This window comes from Amycolatopsis silviterrae (assembly GCF_042684085.1).
Lineage (GTDB): Bacteria > Actinomycetota > Actinomycetes > Mycobacteriales > Pseudonocardiaceae > Amycolatopsis > Amycolatopsis silviterrae.
The window spans coordinates 396,832-410,967 of record NZ_JBHUKS010000006.1; the positions used below are offsets into that span (position 1 = coordinate 396,832).

Annotated in this window: 11 protein-coding genes; 3 read left to right on the forward strand and 8 right to left on the reverse strand. The window is 70.4% G+C overall.

Annotated elements, in window-relative coordinates; translation table 11 throughout:
* Nucleotides 1–15: 15 nt before the first annotated feature.
* From ACFSVL_RS10760 to ACFSVL_RS10785, 6 genes are read right to left on the reverse strand one after another with little or no spacing between them, the layout of a single operon-like run.
* On the reverse strand, nt 16–906 hold the full coding sequence (locus ACFSVL_RS10760) for an LLM class flavin-dependent oxidoreductase (RefSeq protein ID WP_378303000.1): 891 nt from the start codon (nt 904–906) through the stop codon (nt 16–18).
* Nucleotides 903–2,318, reverse strand: coding sequence for an FAD-binding oxidoreductase (locus tag ACFSVL_RS10765; RefSeq protein ID WP_378303002.1), 1,416 nt, complete (start codon nt 2,316–2,318; stop codon nt 903–905). Before ACFSVL_RS10765 ends, ACFSVL_RS10760 begins: the two co-directional genes overlap by 4 nt.
* Complete coding sequence (locus tag ACFSVL_RS10770; protein ID WP_378303004.1) at nt 2,296–4,677, reverse strand: non-ribosomal peptide synthetase; 2,382 nt, start codon at nt 4,675–4,677, stop codon at nt 2,296–2,298. Before ACFSVL_RS10770 ends, ACFSVL_RS10765 begins: the two co-directional genes overlap by 23 nt.
* Entirely contained in the window at nt 4,674–5,606 is a 933-nt protein-coding gene (locus ACFSVL_RS10775) for a hypothetical protein (protein WP_378303006.1), read from the reverse strand. The genes ACFSVL_RS10770 and ACFSVL_RS10775 overlap by 4 nt, the downstream gene beginning before the upstream one ends.
* Before the next feature lie 58 nt (nt 5,607–5,664).
* The gene (locus tag ACFSVL_RS10780; RefSeq protein ID WP_378303008.1) at nt 5,665–5,946 is read right to left on the reverse strand and encodes a hypothetical protein; all 282 of its coding nucleotides are present in this window, start codon (nt 5,944–5,946) and stop codon (nt 5,665–5,667) included.
* Nucleotides 5,936–6,850 (reverse strand): chlorinating enzyme, encoded by a 915-nt coding sequence (locus ACFSVL_RS10785; protein WP_378303009.1) that lies wholly within the window; start codon nt 6,848–6,850, stop codon nt 5,936–5,938. Before ACFSVL_RS10785 ends, ACFSVL_RS10780 begins: the two co-directional genes overlap by 11 nt.
* 406 nt (nt 6,851–7,256) lie before the next feature.
* On the opposite strand from ACFSVL_RS10785, the gene ACFSVL_RS10790 reads away from it, so the two are divergent.
* Entirely contained in the window at nt 7,257–8,030 is a 774-nt protein-coding gene (locus ACFSVL_RS10790; protein WP_378303011.1) for an SDR family NAD(P)-dependent oxidoreductase, read from the forward strand.
* An 11-nt stretch (nt 8,031–8,041) separates the two neighbouring features.
* Here ACFSVL_RS10790 and ACFSVL_RS10795 read toward each other — a convergent pair whose 3' ends face one another.
* Together ACFSVL_RS10795 and ACFSVL_RS10800 are read right to left on the reverse strand one after the other, a co-directional pair.
* Nucleotides 8,042–8,794 (reverse strand): alpha/beta fold hydrolase, encoded by a 753-nt coding sequence (locus ACFSVL_RS10795; protein WP_378303013.1) that lies wholly within the window; start codon nt 8,792–8,794, stop codon nt 8,042–8,044.
* A gap of 19 nt (nt 8,795–8,813) precedes the next feature.
* On the reverse strand, nt 8,814–9,917 hold the full coding sequence (locus ACFSVL_RS10800; RefSeq protein ID WP_378303015.1) for a branched-chain amino acid aminotransferase: 1,104 nt from the start codon (nt 9,915–9,917) through the stop codon (nt 8,814–8,816).
* A 243-nt stretch (nt 9,918–10,160) separates the two neighbouring features.
* On the opposite strand from ACFSVL_RS10800, the gene ACFSVL_RS10805 reads away from it, so the two are divergent.
* On the forward strand, nt 10,161–12,284 hold the full coding sequence (locus ACFSVL_RS10805) for an iron-containing redox enzyme family protein (RefSeq protein WP_378303017.1): 2,124 nt from the start codon (nt 10,161–10,163) through the stop codon (nt 12,282–12,284).
* Nucleotides 12,277–14,112, forward strand: coding sequence for a carbamoyltransferase family protein (locus ACFSVL_RS10810; protein WP_378303019.1), 1,836 nt, complete (start codon nt 12,277–12,279; stop codon nt 14,110–14,112). The genes ACFSVL_RS10805 and ACFSVL_RS10810 overlap by 8 nt, the downstream gene beginning before the upstream one ends.
* The last annotated feature ends 24 nt before the right edge of the window (nt 14,113–14,136 follow it).

Below are 14,136 nucleotides of genomic sequence, written 5' to 3' on the forward strand. Positions count from 1 at the left end.
CGTTCCGTCGCCGCGTCACGTGTTTCGGGGGCGATTCAGCTCCGCGGCCACTTTTTCCAGAATTTCCACCTCTCCGGAAAATGGCTCGCTCGTCCGCGGCCATTGCACGACGAAATCGGTGATGCCCGCTTCGGCGAATCGGCCGGCCGCGTCGAAGAACGCCGCCGGCGAAGCGAGGACCCCGCCCACGCTCGGGCCGCAGATCAGCAACCGGGCCACCGAATCCGGGTCGCGGCCGACTTCGACGCAGGCCTTTTCAAAAGCCTCCACCTGCTGTCGGACAATGGGCAGCGCCTCTTCGTACGGCGCGCTCTCGACCCGGCTGGTCACGCCTGTGGTCACCCAGTACGAGCCGTATTCGGCTGCCAGGCGCATGCCGCGGGGCCCGCCGGCGGCGATGGCGAACGGGACGCGGGGCTCCTGCTGACACAACGGGTGCGAGTGCACCTCGTTGGCCACGTAGTAGCGGCCGTCGAACGTGGTGACCGGTTGCCGCAGAAGCAGATCGGTGAGCCGCACGTACTCGTCGAAGCGCTCGGTGCGCTCGCGCCTGCTCCACGGGACGCGGCGCGTCATCGTGGCGTCGAAGCCCTCGGCACCGGAGCCGAGGCCGAGGATGAGGCGGCCGCCGGCGATGTCGTCGAGGGTGGTGACGTCTTTGGCCAGGTACGCCGGGTCGCGCAGATTGGGCGAGGCGACCAGGACGCCGAGCTTGATGCGCGAGGTTTCCACCGCGGCGGCGGTCAGCGTCGGGACGGCGGTGGCCCAGTCCTTCGCGCGGAACGCCCGCCAGTTCAGGTGGTCGTAGGTCCAGGCGTGGTCGAATCCCAGCTGCTCGGCCTGGCGCCACTTCTCGCGCGCGGTCCGCCAGGGGTCCTCCGGGACGATCTGGATGCCGAACTTCATGCGTCCTGCTCGTCCTGCTCGTCCCCGGTGCCGGGGTCGATGTTGAAGTTGTAGCGGAAGACGTTCTCCGGATCGAGCCGCCGTTTCAGCGCGACCAGGCGCTGCCACCGCCTGCCGTACGCCTCCCGCACGCCGTCGGCTCCCTCGTCGTTGAGGAAGTTGACGTACTTCCCGACGGCGTGCGGCGCCATCGCCTCGCTGAAGTCGCGGACCCAGGCGACGTGGCGGTCCCGGTCGTCCCGGTCGGGCACCCAGTGGCCGAACATGTTGATGTCGTGCGTGGCGTGGCGCGAGCCGAAGGCGGTGTCCTCGGGCGGGACCCGGCCGATCGCGCCGCCGAGGTGGTAGACCGGCACCGCCGACAGCGGCGAGGTGATCCGGGCGACGTGCTCGACGATGATCGCGATGATCTCGTCGGTGAGCGGCCCGAAGTCCACCGAACGCCAGTAGTAGTGGTCGCCGGCGCGCGAGGTGTCGTCGAGCATGCGCTGCAGGACCACGTACGGCATGGGGGCGACCGTGTCCAGCACCGGACGTCCGAACTCGCGCAGCGGGCGCAGGAATGCCTGTCCCTGTTCGTGATCGCCGGACCAGCACACGATGATCGCCACGACGGGGGTTCCGTGCAGCCGCTCGGGAATGGCGGCCACGGCGGGGCAGAGCCGGAGGTTGAGGATCGTCCCGAGCGCGTCGGGGGCGTCGGCGATGAGGTCGCGGTAGCGGGCCAGCACGGCGGGCGCGTCGTCGAGCGGGTAAATGAGCATCCCGGCCAGGACAGTCGGGTCCACCTCGTGCAGCCGGAGGCCGAAACGCACTACGGTGCCGAAGTTGCCGCCGCCGCCGCGCAGTCCCCACAGCAGCTCCGGGTCGCGCTCCGCGTCCACGGTGACGAGGCGGCCGTCGGCGGTCACCAGGTCGGCTTCGACGAGATTGTCGGTGGCCAGCCCGCAGCGGCGCATCAGGTGCCCAATGCCGCCGCCGAGCGTGAGCCCGCCGACGCCGGTCTCGCTGACGATCCCGCCGGTCGTGGCCAGGCCGTGCGCCTGGGTCGCCGGGTCGACGTCCTGCCACAGCGCGCCGCCCTGGACGTGGGCCAGCCGGCGCGCGGGATCCACGTCGACCGCGCGCATCGGCGAAAGGTCGACCACCACGCCGTCGTCGCACAGTCCTTGCCCGGCCACGCTGTGGCCGCCGCCGCGCACCGCGACGGGCATTCCCCGTCCGGCGGCGAACGTGACGGCCGCGGCCACGTCCGTCGCGTCGGCGCAGCGCGCGATCAGCGGCGGACGCCGGTCGATGTCTCCGTTCCAGACCTGGCGGGCCCGGTCGTAGCGGGGGTCCGCCGGGGTGATCAGCTCGCCGCGCAGCGCGTCGGCCAGCTTTTCGGTGTCACCGGTCGTCAGCGTGTCCAAAACCGTCCTCCGGTTGTCGTGCGGCGGTTCCGGCAGTGACGGAACTCTTCTTTTCGGGTGGCTGCCCTTCGCGGCGGATCGCCGTGGCGACGTCGCGCAGCGTCCCGTTCAGGAGCTGCGTGAGGTCGGGCGCGGTCCGCAGCGCCGCTTCGCACTCGTCCCGCAGCCGGAACGTGAGCATCGAATGGCCGCCGAGCGCGACGAACGTGTCCAGCGCGCTGACCGGTCTCGGGCCGAGGACCCGCCGGTAGATCTCGACCAGGCGCGCCTCCAGCTCGTCGGCGGGGGGCACGACCGCGCGCTCGCGCTCGGTCAGCTCCTGCCAGGTCTTGATCAGCGCGTCGTGGTCGAGCTTGCCGTTGACCGTCGCCGGCAGGCGGTCGACGGGCACGACCCGCTCGGGCCGCATCTGGCTGGGCAGGAGCCCGGCCAGGTACTCCAGCAGCGCGTCCGGGTCCAGGCGGGTGCTCGCGCGGGCGGGCACGACGAAGGCGAGGAGGCGCAGCGGCTGCCCGTGGGCGATCGCCGCGCAGTCGCCGACCGCCGGGTGGGCGGCCAGCGCCGACTCGATCTCGCCCGGTTCGACCCGCAGCCCGCGGATCTTGACCTGCCGGTCGATCCGGCCGAGGTGCTCCAGAGCGCCGTCCTCGCGGAGCCGGCAGAGGTCGCCGGTGCGGTACATCCGCGATCCCGGCGGCCCGTAGGGATCGGCGACGAACCGTTCGGCGGTCCGGGCGGGCTGCTGCCAGTAGCCGTCCGCCAGTCCGACGTCGCCGCTGAGGTAGACCTCCCCGGGCGTGCCGACCGGCACGAGGTCGAGGTTGGCGTCCAGCACGGTCGCCCGGAAGTTGTCGGCGGGCCTGCCGATCGGAACGGACACCCCGTCCCAGCCGGGCTTGATGACGTTGTCGGTGACCGGGCCGGCCTCGGTCGGGCCGAAGGCGTTGACGAGGGTGCTGGCGGGCAGCGCGGCGTAGAACTCCGCCGGGAGCCGCGGGCTCATCGACTCGCCGCCGCAGACGACCCAGCGCAGCGCGTCGGCGCCCACCGCGGAGATCTCGTCCAGGAAGGCCGGCAGCATGGTCGTCACCATGAAGACCTGTGTCACGTCGTAGTCGCGGACGACCCGGGCGAGATGCCTCGGGTCGCGCTCGCCGCCGGGACGGCAGATCACCACGCGCGCGCCGTGGTACAGCGGCCAGAAGATCTCCCAGATGTGGATGTCGAAGCCGGCGAAGGATTTGAACAGCGCCGTCTCGCCGGGGTGGAACGGGTACTGCCGCTGCATCCAGAAGACGTTGGCCAGCGCTGCGGCCGTGCGGGAGACCACTCCCTTGGGGCGGCCGGTCGTTCCCGACGTGTACAGCAGGTGGACCGGACCGCGGACGGCGCCGTCGTCGGGCGGATTCGTTGCGGGACAGTGCGTCCAGTTCCGCTCCGCGCGGGCGTCGTGGACCTCCCAGCCGCCGTCCGGGATGCGGGCGCGGCACGCCGGGTCGGTCAGCACGTGCTGCGGCGCGGAGTCGGCAAGGATCAGCGCGATGCGCTGGTCCGGCAGGTCGGCGTCGAGGGGGACGTAGGTGACGCCGGCCTTGGCCGCGGCGTAGGTCGCGACGATCAGATGGATGCCGCGCTGGAGACAGATGCCGAGCCGCGTGCCAGGGCCGGCGCCGCGCTCGCGCAGATAGTGCGCCAGCCGGTTGGAGCGCTCGTTCAGCTCCCGGTAGGTGACGGTGGTCCCGTCCTCGTCCTCCAGCGCGACGTCGTCCGGGGTGCGTTCCGCCTGCTCCTCGAACGGCTCCGCGAGGGTGCGGTACCGGATCTGCGGATCGCGCTGTGGGTTGAGGCCGTGCAGGATCCGAGCCCGCTCCTCGTCGCCGACCAGCGGATGGTCGAGCATCGGCAGATCGGGGTCCTTCGCCAGGGAAACCAGCAGCTGCAGGAAAGAGCTGGCCCAGGCCTGCGCGGAGGGCAGTTCGGCGGAGTCCGGCACGGTCTCCACATACAGATGCCGTCCGGCCCGGGCGATCAGGATCGTCACCGCGACCCGCGGGTCGTCGGAGCCGGGCGCGATGGCGGGCCCGGACGGGAGAGCCAGCCGGAGCGCCTCGCGGAAGCTGAGCGAGAGGTCCGGAGCCCCGCCCTGCGGGACGATCGCTTCGACCGGGCCCCGGGTGACCCGGACCCGGCAGCCGGCACCCGGGCGCGGAAGCCGTTGCGCCAGAACGCCTGCGCAGACCGACAACGCGACGAAGTCGTCCGCCCCGGCTTCCTCGGCGAGACCGTGCAAAGCGCCCATCACGCCGTACGGCACGGGGATCGGCCCGATGCAGTCCGTTGTGGACAGATCCCCGGTCACTGCGCTGTTCCTTCGAGAAGCCCGCAGGCATAGAACCCGGGCGCGAGGGACTGCGCTAAATACGTTTCGCCGGAACGGATGCCGAACCGCTCGTGGTAGTCGAGCAGATTGATCATCCAGTCGGCGTTTCCGCAGTGTCCGTACGCGGCGAGCGTGTCGGTGAAGTGCATCGCGTCCGGCAGCAGCCCGACGGACGTCGCGTTGAAAAGCGTCAGCGGCTTGTGCAGGTTGGCCGCGAACACCTTGGCCAGCTGTTCCGGCCGTCGGCCGCCAGCGCGCATCGCCGCCGCCAGCGTCCGTTCGGCGACGTCCTTCCGCGAAACGAAGGTGTCGCGGCCGCGCAGCCCCTCCGGGTCCGTCTTGATCGCGGACGAGAGCAGCCGCACCAGCCCCGATCCGGTCCGGGTCAGCAGGCAGCTGGTGGCCGCGTCGCCGAAGATGGCGTAGGAGCGCACCCGGTCGCGGTCCTCGGGCATGAAGTCGAAGGCGACCACTGCCACGTTTGTCACGTCCGGGTCGGCGAACAGCCGCTCGCCGTGCTGCAGCGCGGTCAGCGAGCTGCAGCACCGCTGGAAGGACACGACGTGCGGGACGCAGTCGTCCATGCCGAGGGCGAGCAGCACGCGGCTCGCGAAGTCCGGCGGCACGAGGGCGAGAGCCGGGTCGCTGGTCGCGAACACGAGGTGGTCGACCTCGGCCGCCGAAACGCCCGCGGCGCGCAGGGTCCGGCGCACGGCGTCGACGACGTAGTCCTCCACGGGGCCCGACATCTTCCGGTAGGTCGTGCATCCCATCTCGGCGAAGTCGGTTCCGAACGACACGGTCTCCCACAGCGCTTCGAAATCGGGGATGTTCTCCGGCTTGCACTCCACGTCGCCGAAGGCGCACGCGAACGAGCCGATGCCTATGTCTTCGTGATCCGGGATCATGCTTCCTTCCACCGGCCGAGGGGACAACGGAAATGCCGGGCCCAGCGCGGCGACGCCGTCAGCGCCGGACCGGATCGGCCGCGCTCGCGTCGATCTCGCGCAGCACGGAGGCGATGCCGTCGACGTCGTTGAGCCGCGGGACCCACTCCGGGCGGACGGTGACGCCGCCGTTCGTGTACTTCTTGATGTAGTTCATCAGCACGACGATGGTGGTGAGCGAGCTGAGGCCCAGCTCCTGCCGGGTCTGCGCGCCGACGATCTGCTCGTAGGTCAGGTCCGCGCCGGCGGGCTGCGTCGTGAGGAACTCGGCGAACTTGTGCCGGTAGCCGTCAGCGTCCATTGCTCTCGACCTTCGGGAAGGGGAAGCCGTTGAGGTTGGTCTCGTGCATCCGGTTGTAGCCGTACTTGTCCTCGCCGGAGACCATCACGCCGCCGTGGTAGTCGAGGTCGATCGCGTCGCCGAACCCGCTGAGCCGGTTGATGTGCTCGTAGACCCGCACGGACGGCGAGACGTAGCGCGAAGCCAGCCCGACCCGCTTGTCGCCGCTGACGTTCGGGTTGGAGCCGTGCACGCACTTGGCCAGGAAGATGACGAACTGGCCCGCTTTCAGCTCCATGTCGACGATCTCTTGCTTGTTCGGGTCCCAGTTCTTGTCGAGCTTGAGCTCCGCGTAGTCGTAGCCGAAGAAGTCGTGGGACTTGTTCTCCACGTTGTAGGACATCGGCTTCGTCTCGTCGTAGTACCACTGCTTGTGGCTGCCGGGCAGGAAGTGCAGGCAGCCGTGCTCCTTGTCCGCGTCGGAGAAGGCCGTCCAGACGGTCAGCTCCTGCGTGGCGGCCGTGGTCTCCTCGGTGTAGCGCAGCGAGGGGTAGGAGACGTCCTCCGACTCGAACACGGTGAACGCTTCGACCTGGTGCCAGCCCGTTCCCGAGTCGCCGGGCTCCTTCTCGAAGATGTGCGTCTTCCAGCACATGATGTCGTCGTCCATGAGGCTGCGGAGCTTGTGGACGATCGCGGGCTGGGCGATGTGCCGCGACAGCGTGTCGCAGTCGAGGTGCCGGTCGTAGTTGATGATGGTCGAGTCGTGCGGCTTGTTCTCCGAGGTGACCATGTCGATCATGGCCTGGCTCCAGACCAGCGGAGCCTCGTCCTCGGCGTAGAGGTCGAACGGCCCGAGGAAACCGTTCTCCTTGAACGACTCCACCTCTTCGGCCGTCAGCCCCCGGGTCACGGTATCGCTCATGCTTTCCGCCACCTTGATTCCCTTCTTCGAATGAGACGCCTGCCGGCCGGACATGCCTGGAATGAGGAATGCGAGGCCTCCCACGGTCAACGTAACGACCGTCGGGCGACGCGTCTTGTCACCGGAACCGGTGTCTCCGCACGGCTGCCGGAATTGCTTCTGCCGCGGCGAAGACCGCCGCGGCGAGGGAAAACCCGGGAATCGCGTGATCGTCCACAATGGACCATACGGAAAACGGACTGTTGCCCTGTCGAAGCCGGTGTGTGAATATCGATCGAAGCTTCCGCGGACATCGTCGGACACCAGCACGGGGACGCAGCTGTCGAGACGAGAGGATGGCACTCATGTGTCGTGTCAACCTGATTTTCCCCCGGATACGCCACGAATAGCGCTGCTGCCCGGCGCCGTGAACGGCGCGAAGCCTCCGTCGCTGCCTGCCGCGGCGACGGGCTGTTACGTCAGCTTGCCGGAGCGGTCCGCGGACGAGCCGTCCGAAGACCGGGTCGCGCTCGTCAGCGGCGCCAGCGGCGGTCTCGGGCTGAAAATCGTCCGGATGCTGGCCGCGAACGGCATGCGGGTCGTGCTGGCCAGCCGGTCGATCGCGGGCGGGCGGGCGGCGGTCGACCTCCTCGGCGACCTGGCGGACCGGGTCGCGGTCCGCGAACTCGACGTGAACGACGCGGACTCGATCGCCCGGCTGGCCGCCTGGCTGTTCCGCGCCCTCGGCCGGTGCGACGTGCTGGTGAACAACGAGGCGGTGCTCCTCGACGAGAACGGCGGCGCGAGCACGGCCGACCCGCAGCTGGTCCGGCGCACGGTCGAGACCAACCTCATCGGCGCCTGGCAGCTCACCCAGGCCGTCGTGCCGCTGATGCGCATCCACCGCTACGGCCGGATCGTCAACATCTCCAGCGAGCTGGGCAGTCTCGCCTCGATGCGCGCGGACCTGCCCGCCTACCGCGTTTCGAAGTGCGCGGTCAACGCGCTGACCCGCGTGCTCGCCGACGAGCTCGCCTGCTCCGGGATCCTGGTCAACGCCTGCGGTCCCGGGCCGGCCGGCGACGGCAGCGATGCGATCGGGCAGTCCGCGTCGCCTGCGGTCCCGGTGTGGCTGGCGAGTCTGCCGGACGACGGGCCGACCGGGTCGTTCTACGGCGAGCGCGACGTGCTCGACTGGTGAACGAACGGGCGCTACGGCAGGAATTGCCGGATGAGCAGGCTGACGAGTTCGGGCCGCTCGCAGACAAGGTCGTGCGTCGTCTTCGGGACGACGCACAGCTGCGCGCCCGGAATGGACGCGGCGATGAGCAGGCTGTGGTCGGGGCGGACCGTGTCGTGGTCGCCCGACATCACCAGGACGGGCGCGGCGATCCCGGCCAGGCCAGCCGGGTCGATGCGCGGCTGTCCCGCCCACATCCGGAGCAGCTTTCTCAGCACGACGTCCAGATGCCCCGGCCCGTCCGGCGAAAGCCGTTCGTAGTGCAGCCGTTCGGCATTCGCGGCCGGGCCGGGACTGTCCTCTTCGGACTGGGCGAGCATGGTGGCGGACTCCGCCTCCGGGCTGGTCGTGAACGCCGACTGGTCGAGGTTCGCGCTGATCGAGACCAGCGACCGCACCCTTGCCGGATGGTCGCGCGCCAGCAGCAGCCCGATGATCGCGCCGTCGCTGTAGCCGACGACGTGCGCCGATTCGAGGCCGACGGCGTCGAGGTACGCGAGGGTCTGGGCGACCCCGTGCTCGTACCGGTAATCCCCGTCCACGTCGGCCGAACGGCCGTGTCCAGGACGTTCGAAGGCGAACACGCGGTAGCGGAGCGCGAGCGCGTCGGCCTGAGGCCGCATCGTCTCGAGCGAGCAGAGTCCGCCGTGCAGCAACAGGACCGGATCTCCGTCGCCGGAGATTTCCGCGTACAGGGTGGCATCGCCGACTTGGAGGTAGGGCATCCCGTTTACCGGTGGCCGGTCACGGGACGACCCGGACCCAGTCGTGGGCGTCTTCCGCGCGTCCGTACTGCAAGTCGAGCAGCCGGGTCCGCAAGCCCGCGGTGACCGGGCCGACGCCGCCGTTCCCGACGGTGAACTCCGCGCCGAGGTACCGGACGCGGTCGATCCCGGCGATCGTCGCGGCGGTCCCGCAGGCGAACACCTCGCGCAGCTCGCCGGAGGCCGCGTCGTCCCGCCACTGTTCGACCGGGTACGGGGCTTCGGTCACCTGATGACCGGCGTCCTCGGCCAGCGTGATGACCGAGTCTCTGGTCACGCCGGCGAGCACCGTGTCGAGCAGCGGCGGGGTCGTGATCCGGCCGTCGCGGAAGACGAAGAAGATGTTCATGCCGCCGAGTTCCTCGACGTTGCGGTGCTGCGCGGCGTCCAGGAACACGACCTGGTCGTACCCCTCCGAGACGGCGCGGCGCAGTGCGGGCAACGCCGCGGCGTAGTTGCCGCCGCATTTGGCGGAGCCCGTGCCGCCCGGCGCCGCCCGCGCGTAGTCGTGGGAGACGTCCACCGAGATGGCTCCCGGCCCGCCGGCGAAGACTCCGCCAACGGGGGAGGCGATGACGCAGAAGAGGTACTCCTCGGCCGGCCGCATGCCGAGAAAGGGCTCGGTGGCGACCAGGAAAGGACGCAGGTAGAGACTGCCGCCGTCGGCCGAGGGCACCCATCTCCGGTCCGCGGCGACCAGTTCCTCCAGAGCCTGGACGAAGAGTTCGCCGGGAAGCTCGGGCATGGCCAGGCGCCGCGCCGACCGCTGGAACCGTGCGGCGTTCGCGTCCGGCCGGAACAGCAGAACTCGGCCGTCCGGCGCGCGATAGGCTTTGAGGCCCTCGAAAATCGTCTGTCCATAGTGGAGGCAGGCCGCCGCGGGCGACATCGCCGTCGGCCCGAACCGCTCCACTCGCGCGCCGTGCCATCCCTCGTCCGGCCGGTGCCGGACGGTGACCATGTGGTCGGTGAAGACGCTGCCGAAGGCCCCTGGACTCGAAGGCGGCCCGGCGGAATCCTCCGGTGCGGCCGGACCGGCCGTCCGGTCGAAAACCACAGCGGGGGCATACCTGGTGTTCGCCACGATCACGAACGTACGCACGCGGCCGGGGCGGGCGCAGTCGCCTGAACCGGGGACGGCCCCGCGGAGCCGTTTTACGGGACGCGGCACCGCTTCGGCCCGGCATTAGTGTGCTCGGCAGCAAAGGTGGACCCGCTTGCCGCGGGCACCGCACTTGCGCCGGCTGCGACAGGGAAGCGAGGGCACATGGCCCGTCCGCGCAGAGCGGTCGCCAAGCTCTTCGACGGAGGAGGAGGAAGACGCGCGATGCGTCCATTCACCCGAAGTTCAGACCAGGCGGCCGACGACGATCCCGCGGCGTTGTCGGTGCGGACGGTGTTCGCGCGGGCGTGCGAGCCGGAGAGCAGTTCGCTGCCCGACGCGCTGCGGTCCGAGATCGCGGCCGAGCTGAGCCTAGAAGACGGCGGCCCGCAGGACGCTGCGGCCGTGTCGGAGTGGGCTGCCGCGCAACGGGAACGCTTTGCTGCCCTCTTCGCGACTGCGGAAAGCGAGGGCTGCGCGGACGTGCTCGTCCGCCGGGCGGCGCTCGCGTGTGCACCCCTGGCTTCGGTGTCCGGTGCCTGGCTGCAATGGATGAGCGAGCCGGGCAACGCCGAGGAAGCGGTCACCATGCGGGTGCTCGCGCTGTACGCGGGCGACGTCGGCGCCGGGCATCCGCGGGCGTCGCGGGGGAGTGCCTACCTCTCGCTCCTGCAACACCTCCGGGTCGCGGTGCACGCGCATCCGGCGAGCCAGCTGGCGCAGGACCGCCGGATCGCCGACCGGTCTTTCCACCTGCCGGCCTTCGCGTTGACGATGAGCCGGCATCCGAACGCGTACCGGGGCGAGATCATCGGTCTGGACCTTTGCCTGCGCGAGGCTGGCATGCTCCCGCCGCTCGACGGCGTTCAGGCCCGGCATCCGCACGGGATCGGTTGGGACGCACTGGATCCGAGCCTCGCGCGCACGCCGGACGGGCCGTCGGCGGTCGACGATGCCCGGGCGCTGCGGGCCGCGTTCGTCGAAGAGGCCGGTGCGGCCGCCGTCGAACGCGGCTTCGCGTGGGCGTTCGCCGCGCTGCGACAGTGGTGCGACGAGGTGTACGACGAGCTGGACGCCGCGCGCGACCCCGGTTTCGAGATGGCGGAGCTGGTGCAGTCCCGGGCCCGTGAGGCGTCCGCCTACCACGACCGGTTCAACGTGCAGGGCCGGCTGCTGAAGGACTGGCTCGTCGAGGCGCGCACCGACCCGATCCCGTTCCTGGCCGCGCTGGCGAACAGCCGCCTCGTCCGGCCGGGCCGGTCCGAGGCCAGCCGCCTGACCGGATCCCTGGTGTCGGAGAAGGGCCGGATGTTCCGCGTGTTCCCGGACCAGGACCTGGACACGATCAAGCGCTGGATCGACGCGCTGCCCACGGATTCCGCGCAGCGGGCGGAGTGGCGGCCGCCCGCCCACCAGCCCCGGCGGATCACGCTCCGCCTGGCTCCGGACAGCGCCGACGGCGACGCTCCCGGGGACATCCGGCAGGCGTACACGGCCCTGCTGCAGCGCGCGACCACGCCCGCGGTCCGGCAGTACGCCCAGCGATACGTGGAAAAGCGGCTCGCCCGGTGCCGCAGCGACATGGAGCCGTCGCCCCGGACCCTGCCGGGGGAGCAACCGCCGGACGGGCTGCGGCCGTGGCTGCTCGACCAGCACGACCTGCACAACGACGAGTTCCACGACGGCATGGACGATCCCCTTCCCGACCGCGCCGACCTGATCGACTCGACCCTGCAGCTGGCGCCGCTCACCCTCATCGACGGTTCCTGGCTGGCCGGGTCCACCGACTACCAGCTCGCCTCGTCCGAGCGCGGGCACTTCCTGTTCGAGACCTACTGGGACGAACTCGGGAACGGCGACCTGAGCCTGAACCATCCGCTGATCTACCGCGCCATGCTGCGGGAGATGGGCATCGACCTCCCGCCGACCCGCTCGCCGGAGTTCGCGGCCTGGTCCGGGTTCCGGGACAAGTCGTTCGAAACGCCGGTGTACTGGCTGTCGATCGGCCGGTTCCCGCGCACGTTCGAGGCGGAGATCCTCGGCCTGAACCTGGCGATGGAGCTGTCCGGCGTCGGCGGCAGCTACCGCCGCGGCCGCCAGTCGCTGGAGAAGTACGGCTTCAGCACGGCGTTCCTCGACATCCACAACACCATCGACAACGTCGCGACCGGGCACTCGGCCTGGGCGGCCGACGCCATCGACGACTACCTGGCCCAGCAGACGCCGCAGGCGCGCCCGGACGTGTGGGACCGGATCCGGGCCGGCTACCGGTCGCTGAACCCGCCGCCCGGGCTGCTGTCCCGAAAAGGGGCCCGCCGGGCGCAATCCGAGAGGCGGTCCCATGCCTGATCTGGTCCTCGGCATCTCCGCCTACTACCACGACAGCGCGGCGGCGCTCGTCCTCGACGGGCGTCCCGTCGCGGCGGCCCAAGAAGAGCGCTTCACCCGCCGCCGCCACGATTCGGGTTTCCCGGCCCGCGCGGTGGCCTACACGCTCGACGAGGTCGGCGCCACGCTGGCGGACGTGTCGGCGATCGCCTACTACGAGGACTCGGAGCTGAAGTTCCGCCGTGTCCTGGCGACCTATCTCGGCGCGGCCCCGTACGGGCTGGCCTCGTTCCGGGACACGCTGCCCGCTTGGTGGTCGTCGAAGCGGCGCACCGACGACGTCGTACGCCGCGAGCTGGAGGGGCTGAACCTCGGTCCCGTGCCGGAGATCAGCCACCGGCGCCACCACGAATCGCATGCGGCGTCGGCGTTTTTCGCCAGCCCGTACGAGTCGGCCGCCGTGCTCTGCGTCGACGGCGTCGGCGAGTGGGCGACTACCACGATCTGGCACGGGCAGGGCACCCGGCTGAAGCCCGTCGTCGAGATCCAGTTCCCCCACTCGCTGGGACTGCTCTACTCGGCCTTCACCTACTTCTGCGGGTTCAAGGTCGACTCCGGCGAATACAAGCTGATGGGCCTCGCGCCGTACGGCGAACCCCGGTACGCCGACCTGATCCGCGAGCGGCTGATCGACCTCAAGCCGGACGGCTCGTTCCGCCTGAACATGCGCTATTTCGAGTACTTGCGCGGCCAGGTGATGACCGGTCGCGGCTTCGAGAAGCTGTTCGGCGGTCCGCGCCGCGAGCCGGAAGGGGAGCTGACCCGGCGCGAGTTCGATCTGGCCGCGTCCGTGCAGCTGGTGACCGAGGAGGCCGTGCTCAAGCTCGCGCGGACCGCGCGGGAGCTGACCGGCGAGTCGCGGCTGTGCATGGCTGGCGGTGTCGCCCTGAACTGTGTCGCCAACGGAAAAATCGTCGCTGACTCGGTTTTCGACGACATTTGGGTCCAGCCCGCGGCAGGCGACGCCGGCGGTGCGCTGGGTGCCGCACTCGCGGTCGCGATCGACCGAGGCTCCGGGCGCGCCCACGTCGGCACCGGGCACGACGCGATGTCCGGCGCGCTCCTGGGACCCGCCTACGACGACGACCGGATCGCCGAATACCTGACGGCGGGCGGAATCCCGCACCGTCGGCTGGAACCGGCGGCGCTGGCCGCCGAGGTCGCGAAGGCGATCGCCGAGGGCAAGGTCGTGGGCTGGTTCCAGGGCCGGATGGAGTTCGGCCCGCGCGCGCTCGGCGCCCGGTCGATCCTCGGCAACGCACGCGATCCGCGGACTCAGTCGGTGATGAACCTGAAGATCAAGTTCCGGGAGTCGTTCCGCCCGTTCGCGCCGTCCGTGCTCGCCGACGAGGCGAAGGACTTCTTCGACCTTCCGCAGGACAGCCCGTACATGCTCGTGGTCGCCCCGGTCGCCGAGGCGGCCCGTCGGACCGTCGCGGCGGACACCGGGCTGACCGGCCTCGATCTGCTGAAGGTGCCGCGGTCGGAGATCCCGGCGGTCACGCACGTGGACTACTCCGCGCGCGTGCAGACCGTCCGGGAGCGGGACAACCCCGCCTATCACCAGCTTCTCCTTGCCCTGAAAGAGGAAACCGGCAGCAGCGTCGTGGTGAACACCTCGTTCAACGTCCGCGGCGAACCGATCGTGAACACGCCGCACGAGGCCTACACGTGCTTCATGCGGACCGACATCGACCTGCTCGCGATCGGCGGATTCCTGCTGTCCAAGGCCGATCAGCCCGAGTGGAAAGAGGAACTGGACTGGCGCACCGAAGTGCCCCTCGACTGACGGCGCCGTCTCCCCGCACCGAAG